This window comes from Halorussus salinus (assembly GCF_004765815.2).
Taxonomy (GTDB): Archaea; Halobacteriota; Halobacteria; order Halobacteriales; family Haladaptataceae; genus Halorussus; species Halorussus salinus.
In genome coordinates, this window is sequence record NZ_ML974127.1 from 1270420 (window position 1) to 1291631 (window position 21212).

The 21212-nt window shown below is 70.0% G+C and carries 17 protein-coding genes; 7 read left to right on the forward strand and 10 right to left on the reverse strand.

Annotation, left to right across the window (positions count from 1 at the left end):
- Positions 1-47 precede the first annotated feature (47 nt).
- The gene (locus EPL00_RS06455) at positions 48-1739 is read right to left on the reverse strand and encodes a thiamine pyrophosphate-binding protein (RefSeq protein ID WP_135851279.1); all 1692 of its coding nucleotides are present in this window, start codon (positions 1737-1739) and stop codon (positions 48-50) included.
- A 675-nt stretch (positions 1740-2414) separates the two neighbouring features.
- Between EPL00_RS06455 and EPL00_RS06460 the strand changes: the two genes are divergently transcribed.
- The 4 genes from EPL00_RS06460 to EPL00_RS06475 are packed head-to-tail and all read left to right on the forward strand — an operon-like array spanning position 2415 to position 9284.
- The gene (locus EPL00_RS06460; protein WP_135851278.1) at positions 2415-5483 is read left to right on the forward strand and encodes a transglutaminase domain-containing protein; all 3069 of its coding nucleotides are present in this window, start codon (positions 2415-2417) and stop codon (positions 5481-5483) included.
- Positions 5483-6181 carry a DUF7269 family protein gene (locus tag EPL00_RS06465; RefSeq protein ID WP_135851277.1) on the forward strand — a complete coding sequence of 233 codons (699 nt, stop codon included), beginning with the start codon at positions 5483-5485 and terminating at the stop codon, positions 6179-6181. The genes EPL00_RS06460 and EPL00_RS06465 overlap by 1 nt, the downstream gene beginning before the upstream one ends.
- A complete protein-coding gene (locus tag EPL00_RS06470; RefSeq protein ID WP_135851276.1) occupies positions 6178-7650 on the forward strand; it encodes a DUF58 domain-containing protein in 1473 nt (490 codons plus the stop codon). Before EPL00_RS06465 ends, EPL00_RS06470 begins: the two co-directional genes overlap by 4 nt.
- A gap of 2 nt (positions 7651-7652) precedes the next feature.
- Positions 7653-9284: a DUF7519 family protein gene (locus tag EPL00_RS06475; RefSeq protein WP_135851275.1), complete on the forward strand. Its 1632-nt coding sequence runs from the start codon at positions 7653-7655 to the stop codon at positions 9282-9284.
- Between the two features lie 71 nt (positions 9285-9355).
- Here the strand turns inward: EPL00_RS06475 and EPL00_RS06480 are convergent, their stop codons facing one another.
- Positions 9356-10792 (reverse strand): cytochrome P450, encoded by a 1437-nt coding sequence (locus EPL00_RS06480; protein WP_135851274.1) that lies wholly within the window; start codon positions 10790-10792, stop codon positions 9356-9358.
- A gap of 179 nt (positions 10793-10971) precedes the next feature.
- Here EPL00_RS06480 and EPL00_RS06485 point away from each other — a divergent pair, with 179 nt between their 5' ends.
- Both EPL00_RS06485 and EPL00_RS06490 read left to right on the forward strand, forming a co-directional pair.
- Positions 10972-11196: a zinc ribbon domain-containing protein gene (locus tag EPL00_RS06485; RefSeq protein ID WP_135851273.1), complete on the forward strand. Its 225-nt coding sequence runs from the start codon at positions 10972-10974 to the stop codon at positions 11194-11196.
- Positions 11197-11235: 39 nt separating this feature from the next.
- Positions 11236-11514 (forward strand): hypothetical protein, encoded by a 279-nt coding sequence (locus EPL00_RS06490; protein ID WP_135851272.1) that lies wholly within the window; start codon positions 11236-11238, stop codon positions 11512-11514.
- Positions 11515-11520: 6 nt separating this feature from the next.
- On the opposite strand, the gene EPL00_RS06495 is transcribed toward EPL00_RS06490, so the two are convergent.
- The 6 genes from EPL00_RS06495 to EPL00_RS06520 all read right to left on the reverse strand — a co-directional run bounded on the left by EPL00_RS06495 (position 11521) and on the right by EPL00_RS06520 (position 17580).
- Complete coding sequence (locus tag EPL00_RS06495; RefSeq protein WP_135851271.1) at positions 11521-12348, reverse strand: hypothetical protein; 828 nt, start codon at positions 12346-12348, stop codon at positions 11521-11523.
- Positions 12349-12387: 39 nt separating this feature from the next.
- Entirely contained in the window at positions 12388-13419 is a 1032-nt protein-coding gene (locus EPL00_RS06500; RefSeq protein ID WP_135851270.1) for a hypothetical protein, read from the reverse strand.
- The gene (locus EPL00_RS06505; protein ID WP_135851269.1) at positions 13412-13672 is read right to left on the reverse strand and encodes a DUF4177 domain-containing protein; all 261 of its coding nucleotides are present in this window, start codon (positions 13670-13672) and stop codon (positions 13412-13414) included. Before EPL00_RS06505 ends, EPL00_RS06500 begins: the two co-directional genes overlap by 8 nt.
- A 95-nt stretch (positions 13673-13767) precedes the next feature.
- A complete protein-coding gene (locus tag EPL00_RS06510) occupies positions 13768-14817 on the reverse strand; it encodes an ABC transporter permease (RefSeq protein WP_135851268.1) in 1050 nt (349 codons plus the stop codon).
- The gene (locus EPL00_RS06515) at positions 14810-16696 is read right to left on the reverse strand and encodes an ABC transporter permease subunit (RefSeq protein ID WP_135851267.1); all 1887 of its coding nucleotides are present in this window, start codon (positions 16694-16696) and stop codon (positions 14810-14812) included. Before EPL00_RS06515 ends, EPL00_RS06510 begins: the two co-directional genes overlap by 8 nt.
- A complete protein-coding gene (locus EPL00_RS06520; protein WP_135851266.1) occupies positions 16693-17580 on the reverse strand; it encodes an ABC transporter ATP-binding protein in 888 nt (295 codons plus the stop codon). Before EPL00_RS06520 ends, EPL00_RS06515 begins: the two co-directional genes overlap by 4 nt.
- A 242-nt stretch (positions 17581-17822) precedes the next feature.
- Between EPL00_RS06520 and EPL00_RS06525 the strand changes: the two genes are divergently transcribed.
- Positions 17823-19304, forward strand: a complete 1482-nt coding sequence (locus EPL00_RS06525; RefSeq protein WP_135851265.1) for an acyl-CoA thioester hydrolase/BAAT C-terminal domain-containing protein — start codon at positions 17823-17825, stop codon at positions 19302-19304.
- 291 nt (positions 19305-19595) lie between these two features.
- Here EPL00_RS06525 and EPL00_RS06530 read toward each other — a convergent pair whose 3' ends face one another.
- Together EPL00_RS06530 and EPL00_RS06535 are read right to left on the reverse strand one after the other, a co-directional pair.
- On the reverse strand, positions 19596-20336 hold the full coding sequence (locus EPL00_RS06530) for a DNA-directed RNA polymerase subunit epsilon (RefSeq protein ID WP_135851264.1): 741 nt from the start codon (positions 20334-20336) through the stop codon (positions 19596-19598).
- A gap of 201 nt (positions 20337-20537) precedes the next feature.
- Positions 20538-21140 (reverse strand): HalX domain-containing protein, encoded by a 603-nt coding sequence (locus EPL00_RS06535; RefSeq protein ID WP_238398137.1) that lies wholly within the window; start codon positions 21138-21140, stop codon positions 20538-20540.
- Between the last annotated feature and the right edge of the window lie 72 nt (positions 21141-21212).

Consider the following 21212-nt stretch of genomic DNA (forward strand, 5'->3'; position numbering starts at 1 on the left):
AGTCGGGATTTTCGGTCGTCGCTTCCGAGACCGAGCCGTCAGCGCCGTCAGTCGTGAACCAACACGTCCAGCACGTCGGGACCGTCTCGCTCCAACGCGGCTTCGAGCGCCGACTCGATTTCGTCCGGTTCCGGGACCAGACGCCCGCGAGCGCCGTGGCTCTTGGCGTTGGCCGGGATGTCCACTGGCGGGTCGAAGTCCATGCCGACGAACTCGTGGTCCTCCTCGTCGCCGCCGAGGAGGTCCAGTGTGTTGTCCTTCAGGATGCGGTAGTTGCGGTTGTCGGGAATCACCACCGTCAGATCGACCTCCTCGCGCGCCGCCGAGTAGAGCGTCTGGGGGTAGTAGAGGTACGAGCCGTCCCCGATAAATCCAATTACGTCGCGGGGGTCGTCGGTCTGTGACTCCGCGATGGCCGCGCCGACCGAGGCCGGAAGGCCGTATCCCAGTCCGCCGCCCTTGTTCGAGACGTACTGCTCGGGTTCGAGGTCCCAGCGGGTCAGCATCGCGTACTTGGCGGTGACGCCCTCGTCCACGATGTAGGCCTCGGGAGCCACGTCTTCCATCGCGTCCACGAGTTCGGCCTTCGAGGCGCGGGGGTCGTCGGCCGTGTCCTCGCCCATCTCGGCCATCCGGCTCTCGACCATGTTCTTGACCATCTCCACGCGGTCGAGGCGCTCCTCGCGGTCGGTCGCGGTGAGTCGCTTGCGCAGGGTCTCGGCGAGGTCCCGGAGAACGCGGCCGGGGTCGCCGACGACCGCGGCGTCCGCTGGCTGGTTCTTGCCGACCTGCCACGCGTCGTCGCTGACGTGGACGCAGGTCGTGTCCTCCGAGACGAGCGGGCGCTCGTGGCGGGTCAGCGTCGTGTTGGTCGAACAGCCGACGAAGACGAGGTTGTCCGCGCCCAGCAGGGTCGCCGCGAGGTCCTCGTCCGGCGGAACGTACGACACCCACTGGTCGTGGTCGGTCGGGAAATCGACCTCGCAGGCCAGAATCTCGCCGTGGACGCGCGCGCCGGTCGCTTCGGCGAACTCGACTGCGGCCGCCACGGCGTCCGCCCCCGAGCGCGCCACGCCGTCGCCGACGATGAGCGCAACGTCCTCGCTCGGGTCCGCGAGCAGGTCGGCGGCGCGCTCGATTTGGGCGGGGTCTCCTCGGCCCGCGTCGGGAATCTCGCCCAGTCGCTCGGGGTCGGCGTCGGTCTCGGCCATCATCACGTCGAGGGGGAGCGCGAGGAAGACCGGACCGGTCGGCGGCGTGAGCGCGACGCGGAACGCCCGGCGGAGCATCGACGGGAGCGCGGATACGTCCCCTACCTCGGCGCTCCACTTGGCGAACTCGTCGGCCATGTCCACGAGGTCGCCCGAGAGGATTGGCTCCTCGTGGCGGAAGTCGGTGCTGTGGTTCCCGGCGGTGACGACCAGCGGCGCGCCCGCCACGCTCGCACCGTAGAGGTTGCCCAGTCCGTGCGCCAGTCCCGGCGCGACGTGGAGGTTCACGACGCCGACCGGCGTCACCGAGTCGTCGTGGTGGGAGTGGTATCGGCGCGTGCTGGCGTACCCCGCGGCCATCCCGACCGCCACGTCTTCGTGGAGTCCGAGAACGTATTCGAGGTCGCTGTCGCCCAGCGCCGACATGACGGGCAGTTCCGTCGTGCCGGGGTTGCCGAAGACGTGCGTGACGCCGTACTGGTCCAGCGCGTCCACGAACAGGTCGGCTCCCGTGTATTCGTCGGTCATATCGGTGCTTCGTGGGTGTGTGTGAAAGAAGTTGGTCTCCGGAGGTGTGCTTCAGATTCGTGTCGGTCTCCTCGACGCGCTACTCGACCGAATTCGGCGCGTGCTGGCGTCTGCGCGAACGGATGTGAGCGCACGGCTCGTCGGACGCGGTTTGTCCGACGGTGCGACCTCCGTGTCGCGCCAATCGCGCGAGGGACGAGTAGCGCAGGCCGAAGGCCGAGCAACGCAGGCGGTTGGGGAGGCGTGAGGGCCGAGTTGTGCGGTTGCGGTCTGATAGGAGTCGGCAGTAGCTAGCTACTGCGTCTTTTCTTCGAGAACACGCTAGCTACTGCCGACTCACAGGAGTCACTGCACAGCACCGCAACCGCGCCCCGAACCTCCCCGCGTGCGTCTGCGCTCGCACAGCACCGCGAGTGCGAGCGCAGACGCGGCGCGTCCTGTTGTTCGTGGAGTCAGTCCATCCTGTTGTTCGTGAAGTCCGGCGCATCCCGTGGTCTGTCCAATCGAGTGCGTTGCGTGATTCGTCCAGTCGAGTGCATCCCGAGGAGACGACCGACCACGCCTCCTGTCAACAAACGTCGCCTTCCACTAGTCTTTTTACCTGTCTGCGCACAGGTTGCATCCAAGACTTCGCCTCGCCCCGCGGAACCAACGCCAGCCGACCGCTCTCATCACATGCCAGACACGCCGCGCTCCCTGTTGCCCGACGACGAACAGTCCCGCGACCGACTCCGCGCCGCGCTCGTGGCCTGTTGCGTTCTCGCGGTTCTCCTCGCGGGCACGCTCGTCCCCGCGGTCTCGGGCGCGGGACTCGGGAGTTCACCGCTCGGGTCGGTCCTCCCGCAACCGGGCGTCAACCCCTACGGAGGCTCCCAAGGGACCGGCGGTGCCGCGAGCGGCAGCGGCGGTCTCGGCGCGCTCAACCCCGGCCAGCGAACCGGGGTGGGCGGGTCGCTCGCGGCCGAGAACGCGTCGAGCGCCTTCCGGTCCCAGAACGCCGAGACTCACTTCCGAGTCCAGAGTTCGGTGCCGTCCTACTGGCGGACCGGCGCGTACGACACCTACACCGGGTCGGGGTGGGAGTCGTCGGGCGAGCGCCGACGCTACGACGGCCCGATTCGCGGCGATGGAATCCGAGGCCGAGAGGTCCGGTATCGCGTGACCCTCCAGCGGTCGGCGACCGCGTTACCGAGCGTCTGGCGCGCGAACTCGCTCCGGACCGGCGAGGCGGGCGACCTCTACGTCACCGACGCGCGGGCCTTCCGGACGGGCAGTCCAGTCTCGCCCGGCACGACCTACACCGGTGTCAGTCACCTGCCCGCCCGCGACCCGACCGTCCTGCGCGCCGCGGGGCGGGACTACCCCGGCGAGGTCGAACGCCGGTACACCGACCTGCCCGGCGACACTGACCGTCGAATCGGCGAGTTCACGGACGAACTGACCGCGGACTCGACTTCGGCCTACGAGGAGGCCCGGCGCATCGAGTCGTGGCTCGAATCGAACAAGGACTACTCGCTGAACGTCTCGGAACCCGCGGGCGAGGACGTGGCCTCGCAGTTCGTCTTCGACATGGAGTCGGGCTACTGCGAGTACTTCGCCACCTCGATGACCGTGATGTTGCGCTCCCAAGACATCCCCGCCCGGTACGTCGTGGGCTACTCGACGGGCCAGTCGGTCGGCGAGAACACCTACGAGGTCCGCGGGATGAACGCCCACGCGTGGGTCGAGGCGTACTTCCCCGACGTTGGGTGGGTCCGGTTCGACCCGACACCGGGGAGCGAGCGCCTCGCGACCGAGCGGCAGGCGTTGGCCAACCAGACCGACGCGAGTCCGAGCGACTACTCGCCGACCGAGACCGGCAGTCCCGGCGAGCGGTTCTCCGCGAACGAGTCGAACGCGACGAACGGCGGGGACACCACCGCGACCACGGGAGCGCCCGGCGAGTCGGGCACCGCGACTTCGAGCGGCGAGACGCCGGACGACGAGACGCCCGACCAGACCCCGCCGGACAGCCGGACCCCCACGGCTTCGACGCCGACCGACGGCGCGGGTGCCACGACCGACGGAACCGCCGAGGGCGAGCGACCCGGTTCGACGACCGACGGGACGACCCGAGGAGACCCGACCACCCGACCCGAGCAGACCACGCAAGCCGAGGAGACGACCCGAACCGACGCCACCGGCCGGTACGCCGTCAGAATCAATCGTACGCCGGTCCCCGGCGCGACGGTGGAAGTGACGGTCACGGACGACGGGGACTCCGCAATCGGCGTCCCGGTCGCGTTCAACGGGAAGCAAGTGGGTCGGACCGACACCGAAGGCACCGTGACCGGCCGCGTCCCCTACGCCGAGAATCTGCGGATAGCCGTCGGAGAGCGGGCCGACGACGACCCGACGCGACTCGCCGGACCGCCCGCGTCGGTCTCCGACGCGGTGCTGTCGCTCGCGGACCCGCCGCCGCGCTCGTTCGCTGACGTGCCGACACGCTCGCTCACGGACCCGCCGCCGCGCTCGTCGTCCTCGCCGTCGCGCGCCGTCGCTCTCGCGGCCGACAACGAGACCAACGGCACCGAGTACGCGCTGGCGACGAACGCCTCGCTCGCGGTGTCGGGCGACGTGGCGACGGGAAGCGAGGTCGTCGTGACCGCGACCGTCGAGGGCGTGCCGGTCCGGAACGCCGAGGTGCGCCTCGGCGACGAGGAGGTCGGCACCACGAACCGGAAGGGCCGACTCCGGGTCGAACTTCCCCAATCGCCGGGCAACGTCACGCTCGCGGTCTCTCGCGGGTCGGTCTCGGGCGAGCGCACGCTCTCGCTCCCGCGACTGGAACTCGCCGCCGAACCCCAGTTCCCGCTCGCGCTCCCCGGCACCCAAATCGAGGTCAGCGCGACGTACGGCGGGGAACCGCTGACGAACGCCACGGTCGCGGTCGCTGGGACCCGGAAATCGACCGGCATCGACGGCGCGGCGACGGCTTCGCTCCCGCTCCAGCGGCAGGCCGAGGTCGTCGTCACCGCCGAGGGCCAGACCCGCCGGGCGACCGTCTCGGGACTGCTGGTCAACCTCGCGGGAGTTCTGGGCGGCGTCGCGCTCGTCGTCGGCGGTCTCGCGTTCGCGGGCTACCGCCGAGGAGTGACGCCGCGAACCCTCGCCGGTGCGCTCGCCCGAGCGATGGGGGCGATTCCCGGCCTCGCGCTCGCGGCGCTGTTCGGCGCGGCCGACCGCCTCGCGTGGGCCATCGAGACTGTCGCCGACGCCCTCCGGGACCTCGCGGCGGGCAGGACGACCGTCTCGGAACTCCTCGGGCGACTGCGGGCGTGGCTCCGCGAGCGCACGGGGAATCTGCGTCTCGGGTCCGTGCGGTCGCTCGGCGGCGGGTCGGCGACCGGGACCGGCGAGTCCGGCCCCGACGACGCCGAGGAGGCCGACTCCTACCGCACTCTCAGGGAGGCGTGGGCGACGTTCCTCCGCGTCGTCTCGGTCCGGCGGCCCGGAGCCTCGACGCCCGGCGAGTTGGCTGACCACGCGGTCCGCGAGGACGGCCTGCCGCCCGGCGCGGTCGCCACCTTGCGCGACGCCTTCCGGGACGTGGAGTACGGCGCGCGCTCGCCGACCGACAGGCTGGCCCGCGTCGAGGAGGCCGCCGACGCCATCGAGCGCGCGGCCCGCGAGGAGGGCGAGCGCGACGGCTCGGGCGCGTCCGGTCCGGACGCGCCCGACGCGGGTCCGGGAGGTGACGACTGATGCGCGCTCGACTCGTCGGCGGTCTCGGCGCGCTGGCGACTCTGCTGGCGGCCGCGGTCCTCGTCGCGCCCGGTCTCACCGACCCGCTGACGGCGGCGCTGTCGGTCGTCGAGTCCCGAGACCCGCGGCGACTCCTGTTGCTCCTCGGACTCGCCGTCGGAACCTACGCGGCGTGGACCGCCCGCGGGACCTCTTCCGAGCGCGCGCCGACCGAGGGTCCGGCCGCCAGATTCGCGGGCGGCGACCGCCCCGAGCGCGCGAGCGCGGCCGACCGCACCCGGACCGGCGAAGCCTTCGACGCGCGGGTCGAGGCGGCCTGTGCGGGCGACGAGCGCGCACTCCGGGCAGTCGAGTCGAATCTCGCGGACGCCGCCGCGAGCGCCTACGCCCGCCGGGCCGACTGCCCGCCCGACGAGGCCGAGTCGGCAGTCGCCACCGGCGCGTGGACAGAGGAGCGGACCGCCGCGGCACTCCTCGGCGACGAGTCGGGTCCGCACTTCTCGCTGGTCGCTCGCCTGCGGGCGTGGCTGGACCCGGCCGCCGAGCGACGGCGGCGCGTCGAGCGCACCGTCGAAGCGGTCGGGCGCGTGTTGGACGACGAGCGAGACGCGGGCGACGGTCTCGCGGGCGGGAGCCTCGCCGCGGACGAACGCGCCGGAACCGAACCCGGCGCGTCCGGCGCGGGAGGTGACGCGTGACCCGAACTCGCGTCCCGCGGTGGCGCGGCGCGCTGGCCGGGACGCTCCTGTTGACGACGCTGGGCCTGCTGTACGCCGAGGCGCGACTGTTCGCGGCCGCCGCGATTCCGCTGGCCTACGTCGCCGTCGGCGCGCTGTCGTCGCTGTCGGGCGCGTCGGAACCCGAGATAGAGCGCGCCCTCGCGCCGAGCAGTCCGCCGCCGGGCGGCGAGGTCGAGGTGACGCTGACGGTGCGCAATTTGGGCGAGTCGGCGCTCGCGGACGTGCGCGTCGTGGACGGCGTGCCCGACGAACTGGTGGTGAGTTCGGGGTCACCGCGGGCGGCGTTCGCGCTCCGGCCCGGCGAAGAGCGGACGCTCTCGTACTCGGTCGTCGCCAAGCGCGGCGAGTACGAGTTCGGCGACCCCGCGGTCCGAGCGCGGACGACCAGCGCGACCGACCGGGTGACGACCGCGGTCGAAGCGTCGGGCGAGACGACCCTCTCGTGTACGCGGTCGGTCGCGGACCCGCCGTTCGGGCGGGCCTCGCCGCGCCGGGTCGGGACCCACACCACCGACTCGGGCGGCGAGGGAATCGAGTTCCACTCGACGCGCGAGTACCGACCGGGCGACCCCATCAGTCGCATCGACTGGCGGCGCTTCGCCAAGTCGGGCGAGTTGACCACGGTCCGGTTCCGCGAGGAGCGCGCGGCCAGAACCGTCGTCGTGGTTGACGCCCGGCCGGTCGCCCGGACGACGCCGAGCGCGGCCTACCCCAACGGCGCGGCGCTGGCGACCTACGCCGGAGAACGACTCTACGACGCGCTGACCGGCGCTGGCGTGGCGACGAGCGTCACCGCGGTCGGTCTCGACGCCGACGACGTGACCGGCGACTTCCCGGCCGACGACCTGCCGTGGGCCGACGCCGACGGGCCGGGGAGCGCGCGCCTCGTCTTCGACGCGGCGGGGCGGGCGGCCGACCGCGACGACTCCGGTCACGTCCCGACCGACGGAACCGACCCGCTCGACCGTCCGGCGGTGACGGCTTCCGGCGGCGACTCGGCTAGCGGGGCGGATGCCGGGCCGAGTCGAGTCGCCGCGACCGCGGATGGAGGCCACCCGACGGGCGGCCAGCCAGCCGAGTCGCCGGGCGACGCGACGACGCGGCGACTCCTCGCGCGCCTGCCCGCCGACGCGCAGGTCGTCCTCGTCTCGCCCGTGGCCGACGACTGGCCGCGGTCGCTCGCCGAATCGCTGTCCGCGCGCGGCCACGACCTCGTGGTGTTGAGTCCCGACGTAGCGGGCGATTCGACCGGCGAATCCGCCCAGTCGGGGAGCGCGACCGGCGACTCGCCCGGCCGGGCGGTCGCCGCGACGCGCCGCGCGATGCGGCTCTGGGACCTCCGGACCGCCGGGGCGACGACGGTCGATTGGGACGTGGACGACCCGCTCGGTATCGCGCTCGAACGCTCGCTGCGGAGGCTCCTCTGACCATGATAGACGAACACGACGACCCGACGGACCTCTCGGAGACGAACTGGACGCCGACGACGGCGAGCAGTGCGGTCGTGCTACTCGGTACCGCGGGCGGTGTCGCGGCCCTGACCGCGACGGTCGGAGTCGTGAAGGGCGCGCTCGCGGCCGCGGCGGGTGCGGTCTGTCTCGCGGCGGCGCTCTGGTTGCTGACGTGGGACGACTGGCGCGTGCCCGCGAGGCTGGCGGCGAGCCTCTTGGTCGTCCCGGCGGGCGCGGCGATAGCGGCGGGCGTCGGCTACGAGACGCTGGTCGCGTTCGCGCGGTCGTTTCCCGCGTCGTCACCGACGCGGGTGGTCGGCGAGAGCCTCCGGATTCTGGGCGTGCTGGCGGTTCTGGTGGGAAGTACGGTCGCCGTACTCGGCGCGGCCGCGTCGGTGCGGAGCGTCGCCACCTCGCGGAGTCTCTCGCAACTCCTCGACGCGGCGAACCGCGTGACGGTCCCGCCGCTGTTGCTGTCGCTCGCGCTCGGCGGCCACGCGGTCCTGACGAACTTCGACGTTGGGTTGGCCGGAATCGTCGGCGATTTCGTGAGCGAGGCGACCGAGTGGCTGCTCGCGCCCTCGGGCGACGGGATTCACCTGTTGTCGTTCGTCCTGCTCGCGGTGGCGGCGACGCTCGCCAGCTATCTCGCGGTCCGCGACCTGCCGACCGAGGAGCTAGCGGGCGAGGCGGCGATAGCCGACGTGCGGGTCGCCGACATCGCGGCGGGGCTTCGGCGCACGCTCGGCCGCCTCGCCGGTGTCGGCTTGCTCGCGCTCCCGGTCGCGTTCCTCGTCGAGGCCGCGGCTTCGGTGTCGGCCGGTCCGGCGGTCCCGCCCGAGTCGGTCCGGTCGGGTCTCCTCGTCGTCACCGGCTCGGCGGGCCTCCGAAGCCTGCTGTGGTGGGTCGCGCTCGTCGCGGGCGCGCTGGCGGCCGTCGCGGCGCTGGTCCGACGCTCGTCGCGGGCGGAGACCGACGAGCTACTGGTCGGCTACGCGCCGTTCCTCGCCGGACTGACCGTCGTCGCGGGGGTCCGGGTCGCCCACCGCCCGCTGTTGGACGCGCTGGTCGGGTTCGTCGCCGGGCGACTCGACGCGCCGCTCGCGGGGCAGTTCCGGGACCTCTCGGGGAGCGTCGTGACCTTCTACGGGAGCGAGACGGTCGTCCTCGGGTTGACCGCGGGACTCCTCTTGCTCGCGGTGGCGGGCGTCTTCGCGCTCTGGGTCGCGTTCGCGGTCGGGTTCGTCACCGACCGGGTGGCCGGTCCGGCGCTCGCGGGCGGCGGCCTGTTCGTCGCCGCGGCGTTCGCCGGGACCGTGAGCGCCCCGACGTGGCTGGTGTTCGGGTCGCTGGTCGCCGCGTTGGTGGTTTGGGACGCCGGGGAGTTCGCGGCGACGCTCGGCTCGGAGGTCGGCCGCCGCGCGCCGACCCGGCGCGTCGAGTTACTCCACGCGCTCGGCGCGCTCGCGGTCGGGACCTGCGGGGCGCTCGCGGCCGGTGCGCTCGCGTGGGGCCTGCCCGCCGGGGGCAGAGGCGAGACGGGCGGCCTGTCGGTCGCGCTGTTGGCCGCCGTCGCTGGCGTGGTCCTGTTGGTGACGGCGCTACGGTGATTTCACCGTGCTAAAAGAGGTTTACAGATTGCTCGAAGAACTGCGGAGTTCGTTCCGCTCGGCGAGACCGTTCAGTCCGAGGTCGCGGACTGGTCGGAAGTAGCTTCCTCCGCGTCGGCGGGCGAATCGGCGGCCGCCGGTTCTTTCGCCGAGGAGTCCCACCGCGTTCCGGCCCGCTCGTGAAGCGTCATCTCGACGGGGTTCTTCGGCCGGGCGGTGATGCTCGGCCGGAGGTCGAGCGCAGGCGAGGAGACCAGTTCCAAGTGGTACTCCTGTAGAATCGTCGCCAGCACGAGGCGGGCCTCCAGCAGGGCGAACCGGTCGCCGATACAGCGCCGCGGCCCCGCCGCGAACGGGAAGTAGGCGAGTCGCGGTAGATTCTGCTCGAAGTCGTCGGTCCATCGCTCCGGTCTGAACGCCATCGGGTCGTCGTACCACCGCGGGTCGCGGTGGACGACGTGCTGGCTCATGCTCACCGTTACGCCCGACGGAATCCGGTAGTCGCCCACGCGGTCGTCTTCGACCGGTTCGCGGACGATGCCCGGTACCGGCGGGTAGAGGCGCATCGACTCCTTGACGACTCGTTCGAGGTAGGGCAGGTCGCCCAAGTCCATCATCGTCGGGCGGTCGCCGCCGAGTTCGCGGTCCAGTTCGGCGACTAACTTGCGCTCGACCTCGCCATTCTGGGCCAGCAGGAAGAACGTGAACGTCAGCGCCAGCGCGGTCGTCTCGTGGCCCGCCAGCAGGAGCGTCATCACCTCGTCGCGGACCTGTTGGTCGGTCATCCCCTCGCCTTCCTCGTCGCGCGCGGCCAACAGCATCGACACCACGTCGTCCTCCGTGGGGTTGCGCTTGCGCTCGGCGATGATTTCGGCGACCACGCTGTCCAGCGTCTCGACGGCCCGCTCGAACTTCCGGCGACTCGGCGTCGGTATCTCCTCGGGCAGGAGGTCGGTCAGCGAGAACTCGGCTCCGGCCATCACCGTCTCCAGCGCCTCGCCGACCGTCTCGGACTCCTCGCGCAGGTCCACGCCGAACAGCGCCCGACCCACGATGTCGAGGGTCAGCGCGGTCATCTCCGAGTGAACGTCCCGAATCTCGCCGTCGCGCCACTTCGCGGTCGCGCGCTCGGTCGCATCGACCATCATCTCGGCGTACGTCGAGATACGGTCGGGGTGAAACGAGGGTTCGATGAGGTGGCGCTGTCGCCGCCAGAACTCGCCCTCGCTGTTGAGGATGCCGTTGCCGGTCACGGGACCGAGCGTCTCCTGAAACGCCTCGCCCTTGACGTAGTTCTGGTTGTTCTGCACGAGGACGCGTTCGATGTGGTCGGGGTCCGCGAGGTGGTACATCCACCCGCCGGGAAGCTTCCACCGCACCACGTCGCCGTACTCTCGGTGCATCCGACGCTCGAAGTCGAACGGGTCGCGGGCGTACTCGGGCAGACTCCCCACCACGGGGAGGCCGTCGGGACCCGGCGGCGTTCGTGCGGGCGCTCGCTTCGTCATGACTCCGGTTAGGCCGTCCAGACCCAAGTAGACCGCGTTAGAAACGTGCTACAACCGCGACGTTGTTTCTCCGAAATACGATAGCTTCGGTTCGGTCCGAACCGACGGCGACCGACTCCGCGAACTCCGACTCGACAGTCACCACAAAACTCATGCCATCGGTCCGACAATCCCCGCCGATGCCCTCCCAACACGATACCCACGGAGACGACGGCTGTCCGAAGTGCGGTCACACCGAGACCGACGTGGGGACCATCTCCACGACTGGCGGCGGTCTCTCGAAGATGTTCGACATCCAGACCAACGAGTTTCAGGTCGTCTCGTGTCTGAACTGCGGCTACTCCGAACTGTATCGGGACACCGGTTCGACGGGAAGCGACATCGTGGACGTGTTCCTCGGCTGAGACGCCGCGACGGTCCGCGCCACCATCCCCGAGTTCACCATGACCGAAATCGCAATCCTGCTGTTCTTTCTGCTCGTGAGCGTCGGCGGCGGCCTCCTGTTGTGGAAGGCGGTGGACGCCGAGAAACACCAGCGCCGGACGATGGACCGCGAGTCGGCCGAGCGCGCGGCGCGTCGAGACACCGAGGAGCGAGCGACCGCCCGCGAGTCCGCCGAACGCGCGGCCGAACGCGACACCGACGAACGCACGACGTGGCGCGACACCGCAGAAGGCCGGGCCGGACGCGACGAGGACGACGACGAGCGCCGCGGATTCTGACGACCCTCACTCCGCGTCACCGTCGTCCGCGCCGCGGCAGACCGCCGCGGACTTTCCTTCGACCGAAATCGGGTCGCCGTCGAGTCGGTACCGGAAGGTGTACGACGCGCTCCCGCCCGAGGCGTGCAGGACCGCGATAGCTCCTCGTCGTTCGTCGCCGCCGCAGTCGGCCGCGTCGATTCCGTCGGGGAACGCGAACGGCGCGTAGGTCGTCTCGAACGGGGCGACTTCGCCGGGCGACACCACGAGGTCGCTTCTGGACGGCGAGAGCGGGCGGTTCGGGCCGACACCGACGACGCCGGGGCCGAGGTCGAACGACGACCGGTCGAACGAATCGCTCTGCACGTCCACCGCCGGGTTCGGCACGTCGCCGGAGATACCGACGAAGCGGACGAGGAGGGGCGCGTCGCCCTGATTCGCGACCGCGAATCGGGCGCGACCGTCGGGGAGCGCGTCCACGCCGTCCACGTAGCCGTGGACTCGCTCCGGTATCCAGCGGGTCGTCCGGCCGTCGGGGGTCTCGGCGCGCACGTGGAGCGACCGGCCGACGTAGGTCTCCATCCGGTCGGGAAACACGACGCGGAAGCGCGCCTCGCCCGGCGGACGGTCCACCGTCGCGTACTCCTCGCCGGTCGCCGAATTGTAGAGGACGGCCCGCTCCACGTCGGCGTCGTCGCGGAACTCCACGACGAGGTGCGGGCCTTCGAATCGGTGGCTCTCGAACACCGCGGATTCGGTCGGCGGGTCGGCAACGAAGGGGAGCGAGTCGGTGCATCCGGCAGTCAGGAGGGCGGTGCCGGTCGCGAGCGCGCGGAGGAGCGGGCGGCGGTTCATGACGGTGGCCAGTCGCGCTCGGGGTAAGTAACCTCGGGGTCACTCCTCGCTGTACTCCTGCCGGAGGACGAACGGCCCGATGGCGAGGGTGTGCTTGGCGACCACGACGATGCGCAGGATGTAGGTCAGGAAGATGAGGAACGGCGCGAGCGTGAGCGTGAACGCCGCACCGACGACCCACGTGACGATTGGGATGCCGAGCGTAGCGCCGCCGAACGTCTTCGCGCCGACGAACGCGAGCATCGTCCCCGCCACCGTGAGCGCCGGGACCGCGGCGTAGAGGATGTACCGCGAGAGGTCGATGAGTTCCCACTGGAAGTAGAGCGTCTTGATGTGTTCGCGCGCCGGGCCGAACATCGTCAGGGCGGTCTCCAACTGCTGGAACGCCTCCTGCTGGTCGTCGTCCAGACTCTCGTCGAACTCGTCGGTCAGGCGCTCGATCTGGTATATCTTCCACGAGTAGTTGTAGTCGAGCGCGGCGTTCAGGACCCCGAACGTTCCGAACTGCGCGCTTTCGAGCTTTTCGAGCGCCTTGTCCGCGTTGTTCCGAAGGCTGTCCAGCAGTTCCCCGACCTGCTGGCGCAACTCGTCGGCGTCGCTGTCGGCGAGTTCCGCCTCCAGCGCGTCGGCCCGGCGCTTGTTCACGTTCAGCAGTTGCCCGAGGAACGCCGCGGGGTCGGCCTCCGGGGCCTCCTCGAACAGTTCGGTCGCGTAGGTCCGGAAGTCCATTGCGTCGCTCATCCGCTGGCGCTGGTCGCCCAGCGGCCCGTTCTCCTGAGAGATGACGAGTTGGCTGATGGTGACGACCAGCGTGGTCCCGGTAACGACGGTGCCGATCATGGTCGAGAACATCGTCTCGACGGTGTCCGCGGACCGAATCGTGGTCTGCAACGACGGGAACGCGACCGTGCTGACGAGGAGGAACGTCGCGAAGATGCCCCCAGCGACCACGCCCGCCGCGGCGAGTCGGTTCCCGTCCAGCAGGAACCACTCCGCGGGGCGGTTCAAGTCGATGCGGTCGGCGAGCGTGTTGGGCGAGCGGATTTCGTCTCCCTCGCCGGACTCACTCATCGTCGTCCTCCGGGGTCGTCTCGCTTCGGTCCGCGGCGTCGGTCGCGTTCTCCTCGGCGTCCGCGGTCGCGGGTCTTCGGAAGACGAGGAGCTTGGTCCCGCCGCCCACGTAGTCGATGGTCTCGTCGAGTTCCCACCCTTCGGCGGCCATCTCGTCGAGGAGTCCGCTCGGGTCCCGGACCTCCTTCTTCGAGGGTTCTCGGGGCGGCTGGACGACGCGATACTCCCAGCGAGTCGTCGTGTCGGCGGTCATCGAGGAATACGACGAGCGTGAGCGGGCTAAGGGTGACGGCCCGGAGTGCAGTCCGCACGACCCGGCCGCGGCCCGGTCTCGGGGGCCACGGACCGCTACGAGCCGAGACCTCGCTCGCCGACTACCCATCGAAGGCCGACGAACGCGACCAGCGAGACGGCCAGATAGGCGACGACCGAGAGGTGCGTGATACGGGTCGGACTCCCGATGGCGAGCTTCGCCACCGCGTTGGCGGGCGACTCCGGCAGGAGGTAGGTCGAACTGAACACGACCAGCACGCCCATCGAGAAGAGGAACTGGGCCTGCTTGCGCTCGCGGAACGCCAGCGCCGCGGTCGCGCCCATCGTGACCACGCCGACCGCGAAGCCGGTCACGAGGAGCAGAATTTCCAGCGGATTCGCTATCTGCGTCCCGCGGAACGACAACAGCGCCAGCCACGCGCCCGCCTGCACCGGCGCGAGGACCCCCATCGCCAGTAGCTTCCCGTCCACGATGTCGGTCGCGGTCAGGGGCGTCACCCGGAGGAGTTCGAGGGTCCCGCGGTCGTACTCCTCGGCGATGGCGTCCACCGCGATGGAGCCGCTGACGAACACCGGCAGAAAAGTCAGCAGGGGCACCAACACGGTGTAGGTGAACCCGAAGTAGGGGCTGGACGAGGCGTCGGGCGGGAGTTCGACCGGTTGGCGCTCCAAGCTGGAACTGAGCCGGTCGCGCTCGTGGCGCTCGAACGCCTCCAGCACGCCCTTGATTTGGGTCACGACGAGCGTGGTCCGGACGTTGCCGTCGGGCGCTATCGCCCGGACCTGCGCCCTGCCGTCGGCGGTCCGCGACACCGCGAGGACGGCGTGAATCTCACCCCTGTCGAACGCGCGCATCGCGGCCGCCTCCTCGCCGTACTCGACCGCGCGCCAGCCGTCGCGCTCCTCGATTATCGGCGCGAGGTCGTCGCCAGCCTCGCCGGTCACGCCGAACTCCACGACGAAGCCGTTCGAGACCGAACCGGGGTCGTACAGCGAGACCAGTCCGACGGCGAGGAACGACGAGAACGCCGCGACGAACAACTGGATGAGGATGGCCAGCACGATGGTCTTCTCGCTCCGGAGCGACGCCAACTCGCGCTTGGCGACCGTGAGGCGCTTACCCAAGGATACTCACCACCGTTAGGTTGTAGACCGCGTGAAGGAGCGTCGCCGCGACCAGCGTCCCGGCGTACCAGTTGCGGTCTCTGGTCGCTCCGGCGGCGGTCATCGTCGCCGTGACGGTGTGGAGCGCCAGCGGCGTGAGGAACAGCGCGACCAGCGCCAGCGGCGAGGTCTCGATGCCCAAGCCCGTCACGGTGCCGAAGGCGGCGCGGCCGAGGTCCAAGTTCGGCAACCCGACCAACTGGGCGACCGCGGTCGCCTTCTCGCCGAGGAAGAAGCCCAGTCCCGAGAGGAACCCCAGAATCGCGGCCGACCGGAACGTCCGCTCGAACCGGGAGTGGGCGAACCCGGCGTAGACGTGGACCGACTTGGCGACCTCCTCGACCAACGCGATGGCGACCAGCAGGACCGGCATCGACAGCGAGAGCGGGAGCGCGAACAGGAGCGCGACCACCAGCAACTCGCCGACGAAGACGAACGGAATCGAGAGCGCGCTGACCTTCGCGATGGAGCGCCGCCCCGAAATCTGTCCGTCGAGCGCGTCGAGGAACTTCAGCGGGACCGGCCGCTGGGTGAACATGTCCTCCTCGCGGTAGACGCCCGCGCCGAGCGCGAACAGCGCGCCAGCAGAGAGGTAGAGCGGTCCCGTCGAGAAGGCGTACTCGCCGAGCGAGAAGGCGGTCCCGCGGAGGGCCTTCACGACGAGCGTCAGCGGCGAAATCGCCGCGACCGGATGAACGTTGGTGAAGATGGCGGGGACGAACGCGTAGGAGGTTAGGAACACCGAGAGCGTGACCGTGACGAAGGTCAACTCCTTGAACGACCGGGCGAACATCCCGCCGACGAACGCCGACGAGAGGAACAGCAAGGCGATGGGGACCACCGCCGAGACCGACTTCGCCGCGGTGGAGGCGACCGACAGCGCGCCGTCGGCCGCAGGGGTCAGGACCGCGATGCCGACCGCCGTGACCGAGGCGATGGCGACCATCCCCGCGAAGTACGGCAGGGTCTTGCCCGCGATGATGTCGCCGCGCGAGACCGGCGAGACCAACAGGAGTTCGCCGCGCTCGTTGACGCGCTCGTCCAGAATCGTGGAGGCGTAGGCCTGAATCACGAAGTTCATCGGCAGGACGAACGCGAACGCCAACACCAGCGACTCGAAGGGGAACGGCGGCGCGATGTCCGCGGGGGTGCCTCCTCGGGCGTTGCCCCCGAACAGCGACCCGCCGCCGCCACCGACCGAGGGCGCGCCGAGGGCACCGTCGTTCGCGTCTCCGCTCTCCCCACCCGCACCCGACCCCGCCGAGGAGGTCCCGGACCCGCCGTCGCCGCTGGAACCGTCACCGCCGCCCGAGCTACCGCCGAGGCGCTTCTCGCCAGCGCGGGTCGTCCGGGTCTCCGGGCCGCCCGACCCGCCGACTTGGAGACCGCTCTGCTCCTCGTAGCGGACCGAGACCGAGACCGGAAACGCGGCGGCCGTGTCCGATTCGTCGGCCATCAGGCGGTCGTTGTACCGCGAGACCGACTTCCGGAACTCCGAGAGGGCGGCGGTACCCTTGTCGGTCGCGTCGGCCCGAATCTGGCCGGAGGCGCAGTTCGGCGTGGACTCGGCGCAGACCAGCACGTCCGACCCCTCGTCCCTCGGCGCGACCGCGACGAAGGTCGGGTCGTTCGTCACCACGTCGTGGTACGGACTGTCCGACGAGACGCCGACGCGGTAGATGCCGTCGTTCAGGGTGACGCCCTCGCTGGCGACCAGCGGGGTGAGCGCGCCCACTGCGAGGAGGACGACGAGACCGACCGCGACCGTCCGGCGGTCGAGTTGCCCGACGTTCTTCGAGACTTCCCAGCGCGCGATGCGGAGGGTCTTGCGCAACTTCACGGTCGGCCCTCCACGTCGGGGGAGTCGTCGGCGAGGTCGAGGAAGATGTCTTCGAGGCTCGGGGTGTGGGTCTCGATGTCGGCGACCTCGCCGCCAGCCTGTTCGGCGAGTTCGCGGGTCTCCTCGACGGCGTCCATGCTCTCGACGGTGCGCCGGAAGCGGCCGTTCTCCGTCACGGCGTCGGGGACCTCGACGGTCGTGTAGACGCGGTACTCGGTCCGGCCGTGTTCCTCGCGGATGGTCTCGACGCTCCCGCGGGCGACGATGCGGCCGTCGTTCATCACCGCCACGCGGTCGCAGATGCTCTCGACGTGAAAGAGGTTGTGCGCGCTGAACACGACCGTCTTGCCCGACTCGGCCAACTCGCGGGTGAACTCGATGATGTAGTTCGTGGTGAGGGGGTCGAGTCCGCTCGCGGGTTCGTCGTATATCAGCACGTCGGGGTCGTTGACCAGCGAGCGCGCGATGGCGACCTTCCGGGTCATCCCCTTCGACATGTCGCCGATTTTGCGGTCGCGGTGGTCGAGTTCGAGGCGGTCCAAGGTGTCGTGGATGCGCGACTCGGCCGCCTCGCTCGGCACGTCGTAGAGGTCCGCGAAGAACCGCAGGTAGGAGACGGCGGTCATGTCCTCGTAGAGGGGCGACTCCTCGGGGAGGAAACCGAGGCGCGTTCGCATCTCGGGGTCTTGGGCGTCGTAGCCAGCCACGGTGGCCGACCCCGAAGTCGGTTCGACCAGTCCGGAGAGCATCTTCAGCGTCGTGGTCTTGCCCGCGCCGTTGGGGCCGATGACGCCGAACACCTCGCCCTCGGGAACCGAGAAGCTACTGCCCTCGACGGCGGTGAATCCGCCGTACTCCTTCCGCAGATTCTCGACTTCTATCATCTGACAGTCGGGTGTGTTCGCCGGGGGAACTTGATTTTGTGGTGTGTGCAGGCGACATTTTCGTTTAAGTGCTTCTGGCGACAAGGGATAGATACGAGGGAAGACGGCCTCGTTCTGCCGAACGCTACTTCGACCAGCCGCAGGTTCGACTTCCGACCGAACTCCGATTCGATTCCGATTCGACCGAACGACTATTCTACGAGACGCCAGTCTTTACGTCGCCTCGGGGCGTCGTCCCGACGATGACGTGGAATCGCCGCGACCTGCTCTCGGCGGCCGCGACCGCCGGAACCGCGGCGTTCGCGGGGTGTTCCGGCGGCGGGCGCGACGGCCGCGAGGAGACCACCACTCCCGACGAGACCGGAACGCCGCAACTCCGAGTGCCCGACCGCACGCTCGTCGGCCGACCCGCCGAGGTCCGACTCGCCGGATTCCCCCCGAAAACCGAGGTCGCGTTCGACGCGAGCGCGACCGACTCGCGGGGCGTCGAATTCGCGGCCTCGTGGTCGCTCCGGACCGACGACGAGGGCGCGGCGTCGCTCGCCGGGCGGGTCTCCTCGAAGCCGACCGGCGCGGCCGGGTCGAGCGACTGGACCGCGATGGGACGTGGGTTCGAGTCGCCCGACGACCCGGCCGTCGAGATGCTCCTCGGGCGAGTCTCGCCGCGGGAGGGCGCGTCGCCGACGCCGAGTCACTTTCTCCTCGGCGAGGAGGGCGCAGTGGACGTGACGCTCACCGCGAGCGTCGGGGGCGAGCGCCGGGCCTCGGCGACCACCACCCGCGTCGCCACCGACGCGGAGGTGTCGCGCCAGCGGGTCGAGGAGTCGGACCTCGTGGCGTGGCTCTACGAACCCCCGGATGCGGGGTCGGGCCGGGAGAGCGACGACGAGTCCCGGAGCGACGACCCGACCCCGGCCGTCGTCACGCTCCACGGCTCGCACGCGCTGGTGCCCCACGCGCTGAGTCGGACGCTGGCGAGTCACGGCTACGCCACGCTCGCGCTCCAGTACGCCGGGGCCGAGGGGTTGCCGGAGTCGGTCGCGGACGTGCCGGTCGAGTACTTCCGGCGCGCGACGCACTGGCTGACCGACCGCGGGGGCGTCGCCGACGAGCGCGTCGGCTACGTCGGTATCTCGCGGGGCGTCGAAGCGGCGTTGCTGGCGGGCGCGCAGTTCGAGGGCCGGACGGCGGTCGTCGGCTTCAGCGGCGGAGGCGTCTTCGGGCCGAGCGTGAACGCCACTGCGACCGCCTACACCGACTGGGCTTCGGCGTGGACCGAGGAGGGCGAACCCCTCGCGGACGCCGCGGCGGTCCGGACCGTCTTCTCCGCGGCGCGCGACGCCGGAGACGAGTGCGAGACGGTCGCCTGCGTCCCCGAGAAAGTGGCGGAGTGGGTCGGCGAGTCGGTGCAGGAGCGCGCCGTGATTCCGGCCGAGGAGGTCGACGGACCGATTCTCCTGCTCGCTGGGACCGACGACGCGACGTGGCCCGCCGGGGCGCTGTCGTCGCTGGCCATCGACCGACTGAACCGGCGCGGCCACGACGCGCCGTACCGACTCCGCGCCTACGATGGCGCGGGCCACGTCTTCGGCCTGCCGTACCGCGACTACACCGGCGAGGCGACGGGACCGCAGTACGGCGGGTCGCCCTCGGCGAACGCGGCCGCGGCGGCGAACTCGTGGCCGGTGGTGCTTCGGTATCTCCGGGCGGGACTGCGGGAGTAGTCGGACTCGCTCCTCCATTTCGGATTTCGTTTAAGTGCTTCTGGCGACAAGGGATAGATACGAGGGAAGACGGCCTCGTTCTACCGAACGCTACTCCGCCAGACGGTAGTCTCTCGTTTCGGTGAGAGTGGACGGAAAATCGCTGTCGCCGTCGCTACGTCGGTCTCCGTTTAAGTTCTTCTAGCGACAACGGGTAGATACGAGGAAGATTCGCTCGCGTTTTTGCGCTTTCTGCGTACTCACGTTCCGTAGCAATCTCTCCGCGAGTCCCGTCCGGTCTCCCCGGAGTCGCTACTCCTCGTGAGCCTCGTCTGCCCGGCGAGCGTCGAGGCTCGGCAGGTTCGGGTCGCGGTGGGGGTTCCGACCGTAGACCGCCTCTCCGAGTTGCTGGTCGTCGAGTTGGTCTTTCAGCGTGCGCCGGAGTCGGTTGAGGCTGGTCACGTCGAGACCGTGTTTCTCCACGAGGTCCGAGAACTGCTGTTCGTCGGTGATGGAGCGGAACTGGTCGTAGAGGTCGCCGAGGCGCTCGGGCGGGAGTTGGCCGATCCACTCGTCGTCGTGGAGTCCGAGGTAGTGTTCGCGCTCGCGGTCCACGACGTGGCGGATGACGACCAGCGCGACCTTCGGAATCGCGCGCTGGCTCCCGAACGCGGTCAAGTCGAGGTCCGACATGATGCCGACCACGCGGTCGCGCTGCCACGGCGTCAGCGAGAGGTCGTTACAGAGCGCGTGGGAGATGCGGAGTTTGTCGAGGCGGTGCATCCGCGCGCTGTGGCCCGCCATCGCCGAGTGGCGCTCCTCGTGCATCCGGCGGACGCTCTCGGAGAGGTCGGCGTCGGGCGATTCGGCGCGCCCGATTTGGGTCGCGCTCGGCGTGACTGGTCCCCACTGGCGGACCGTCTGGTCGCGCTGGAGGTCCGCACGAGCGACCGCCCCGTCTCCGGGACGCTGGCTGAGCGGTCGGTCGGCGTCTCGGTCGTCGTTCGTCCCCGACTGCCACGTCGGCAGCGAGTCCGTCCACCCCTCGGTCATCACTCGGCCGTACTCGGCGGGGATAGTTCAAAGATGCGCCTCTCGGAAGCGTGACAGGACGCATGGCTAGTCGAAATCGACTTCTACAGAACGAGGCCGTCTTCCCTCGTATCTATCCCTTGTCGCCAGAAGCACTTAAAGAGAGCAGAGTGCTGACGCATCGAGTGCGGTCGGTCGCGCACGACCGCGCTCGCCGTCGTCCTACTCGCCGTCGTAGAACTCCGCGCGCAGGTCGTCGTCGTCCAGCGTCCCCGCGGTGTCCGAGAGTTGGGTGCGGAGGTCCGCTAGCTCCTCGGTGAGTTGCGCGTACTCGTCGTTGGCGTCGAGTTCCTCCGGACTCTTCTTCGTCTCCAAGGCGGCCTTCTTGTTCGCCAGCGAGAGGAACCGCTGCATCTGGCTGTCGTAGGTCGAGCGTTTCAGCAGGGTCTCGACCGTTTCGAGGAGTTCGTCGGCCTCCGAGACCGGCTTTTCGAGGTAGGCGTCGAAGCCGAGTTCGAGGATGTCGAAGTCGGGTTCGACCGCCGAGACCAGCGCCACCCGGCAGTTGAGTCCCTGTTCGTGAATCCGAGCCAGTACGTCCTCCCCCGAGAGGTTCGGCATTCGGCGGTCGAGGAGGACCACGTCTACCTCCTCGTCCAGCTTTTCGAGGGCTTCGGACCCGCTGTAGGCCGTGCGGACGTTGTAGTCGTCTTCCAGCCACTGGGCGTAGGCGTCGGTTATCGGCTGCTCGTCGTCGACGATCAGCACTGTAGCGTCGTTGGGCATACTTACGATGTCGCTCGCGCTCTGTGATGAGTCACTCATACTCCCTCGATGTTAAACTGGCGTCTCGCGGCGAGTTCGACGGCTCGCCGACACGATTCGTCGGTCGGTCGT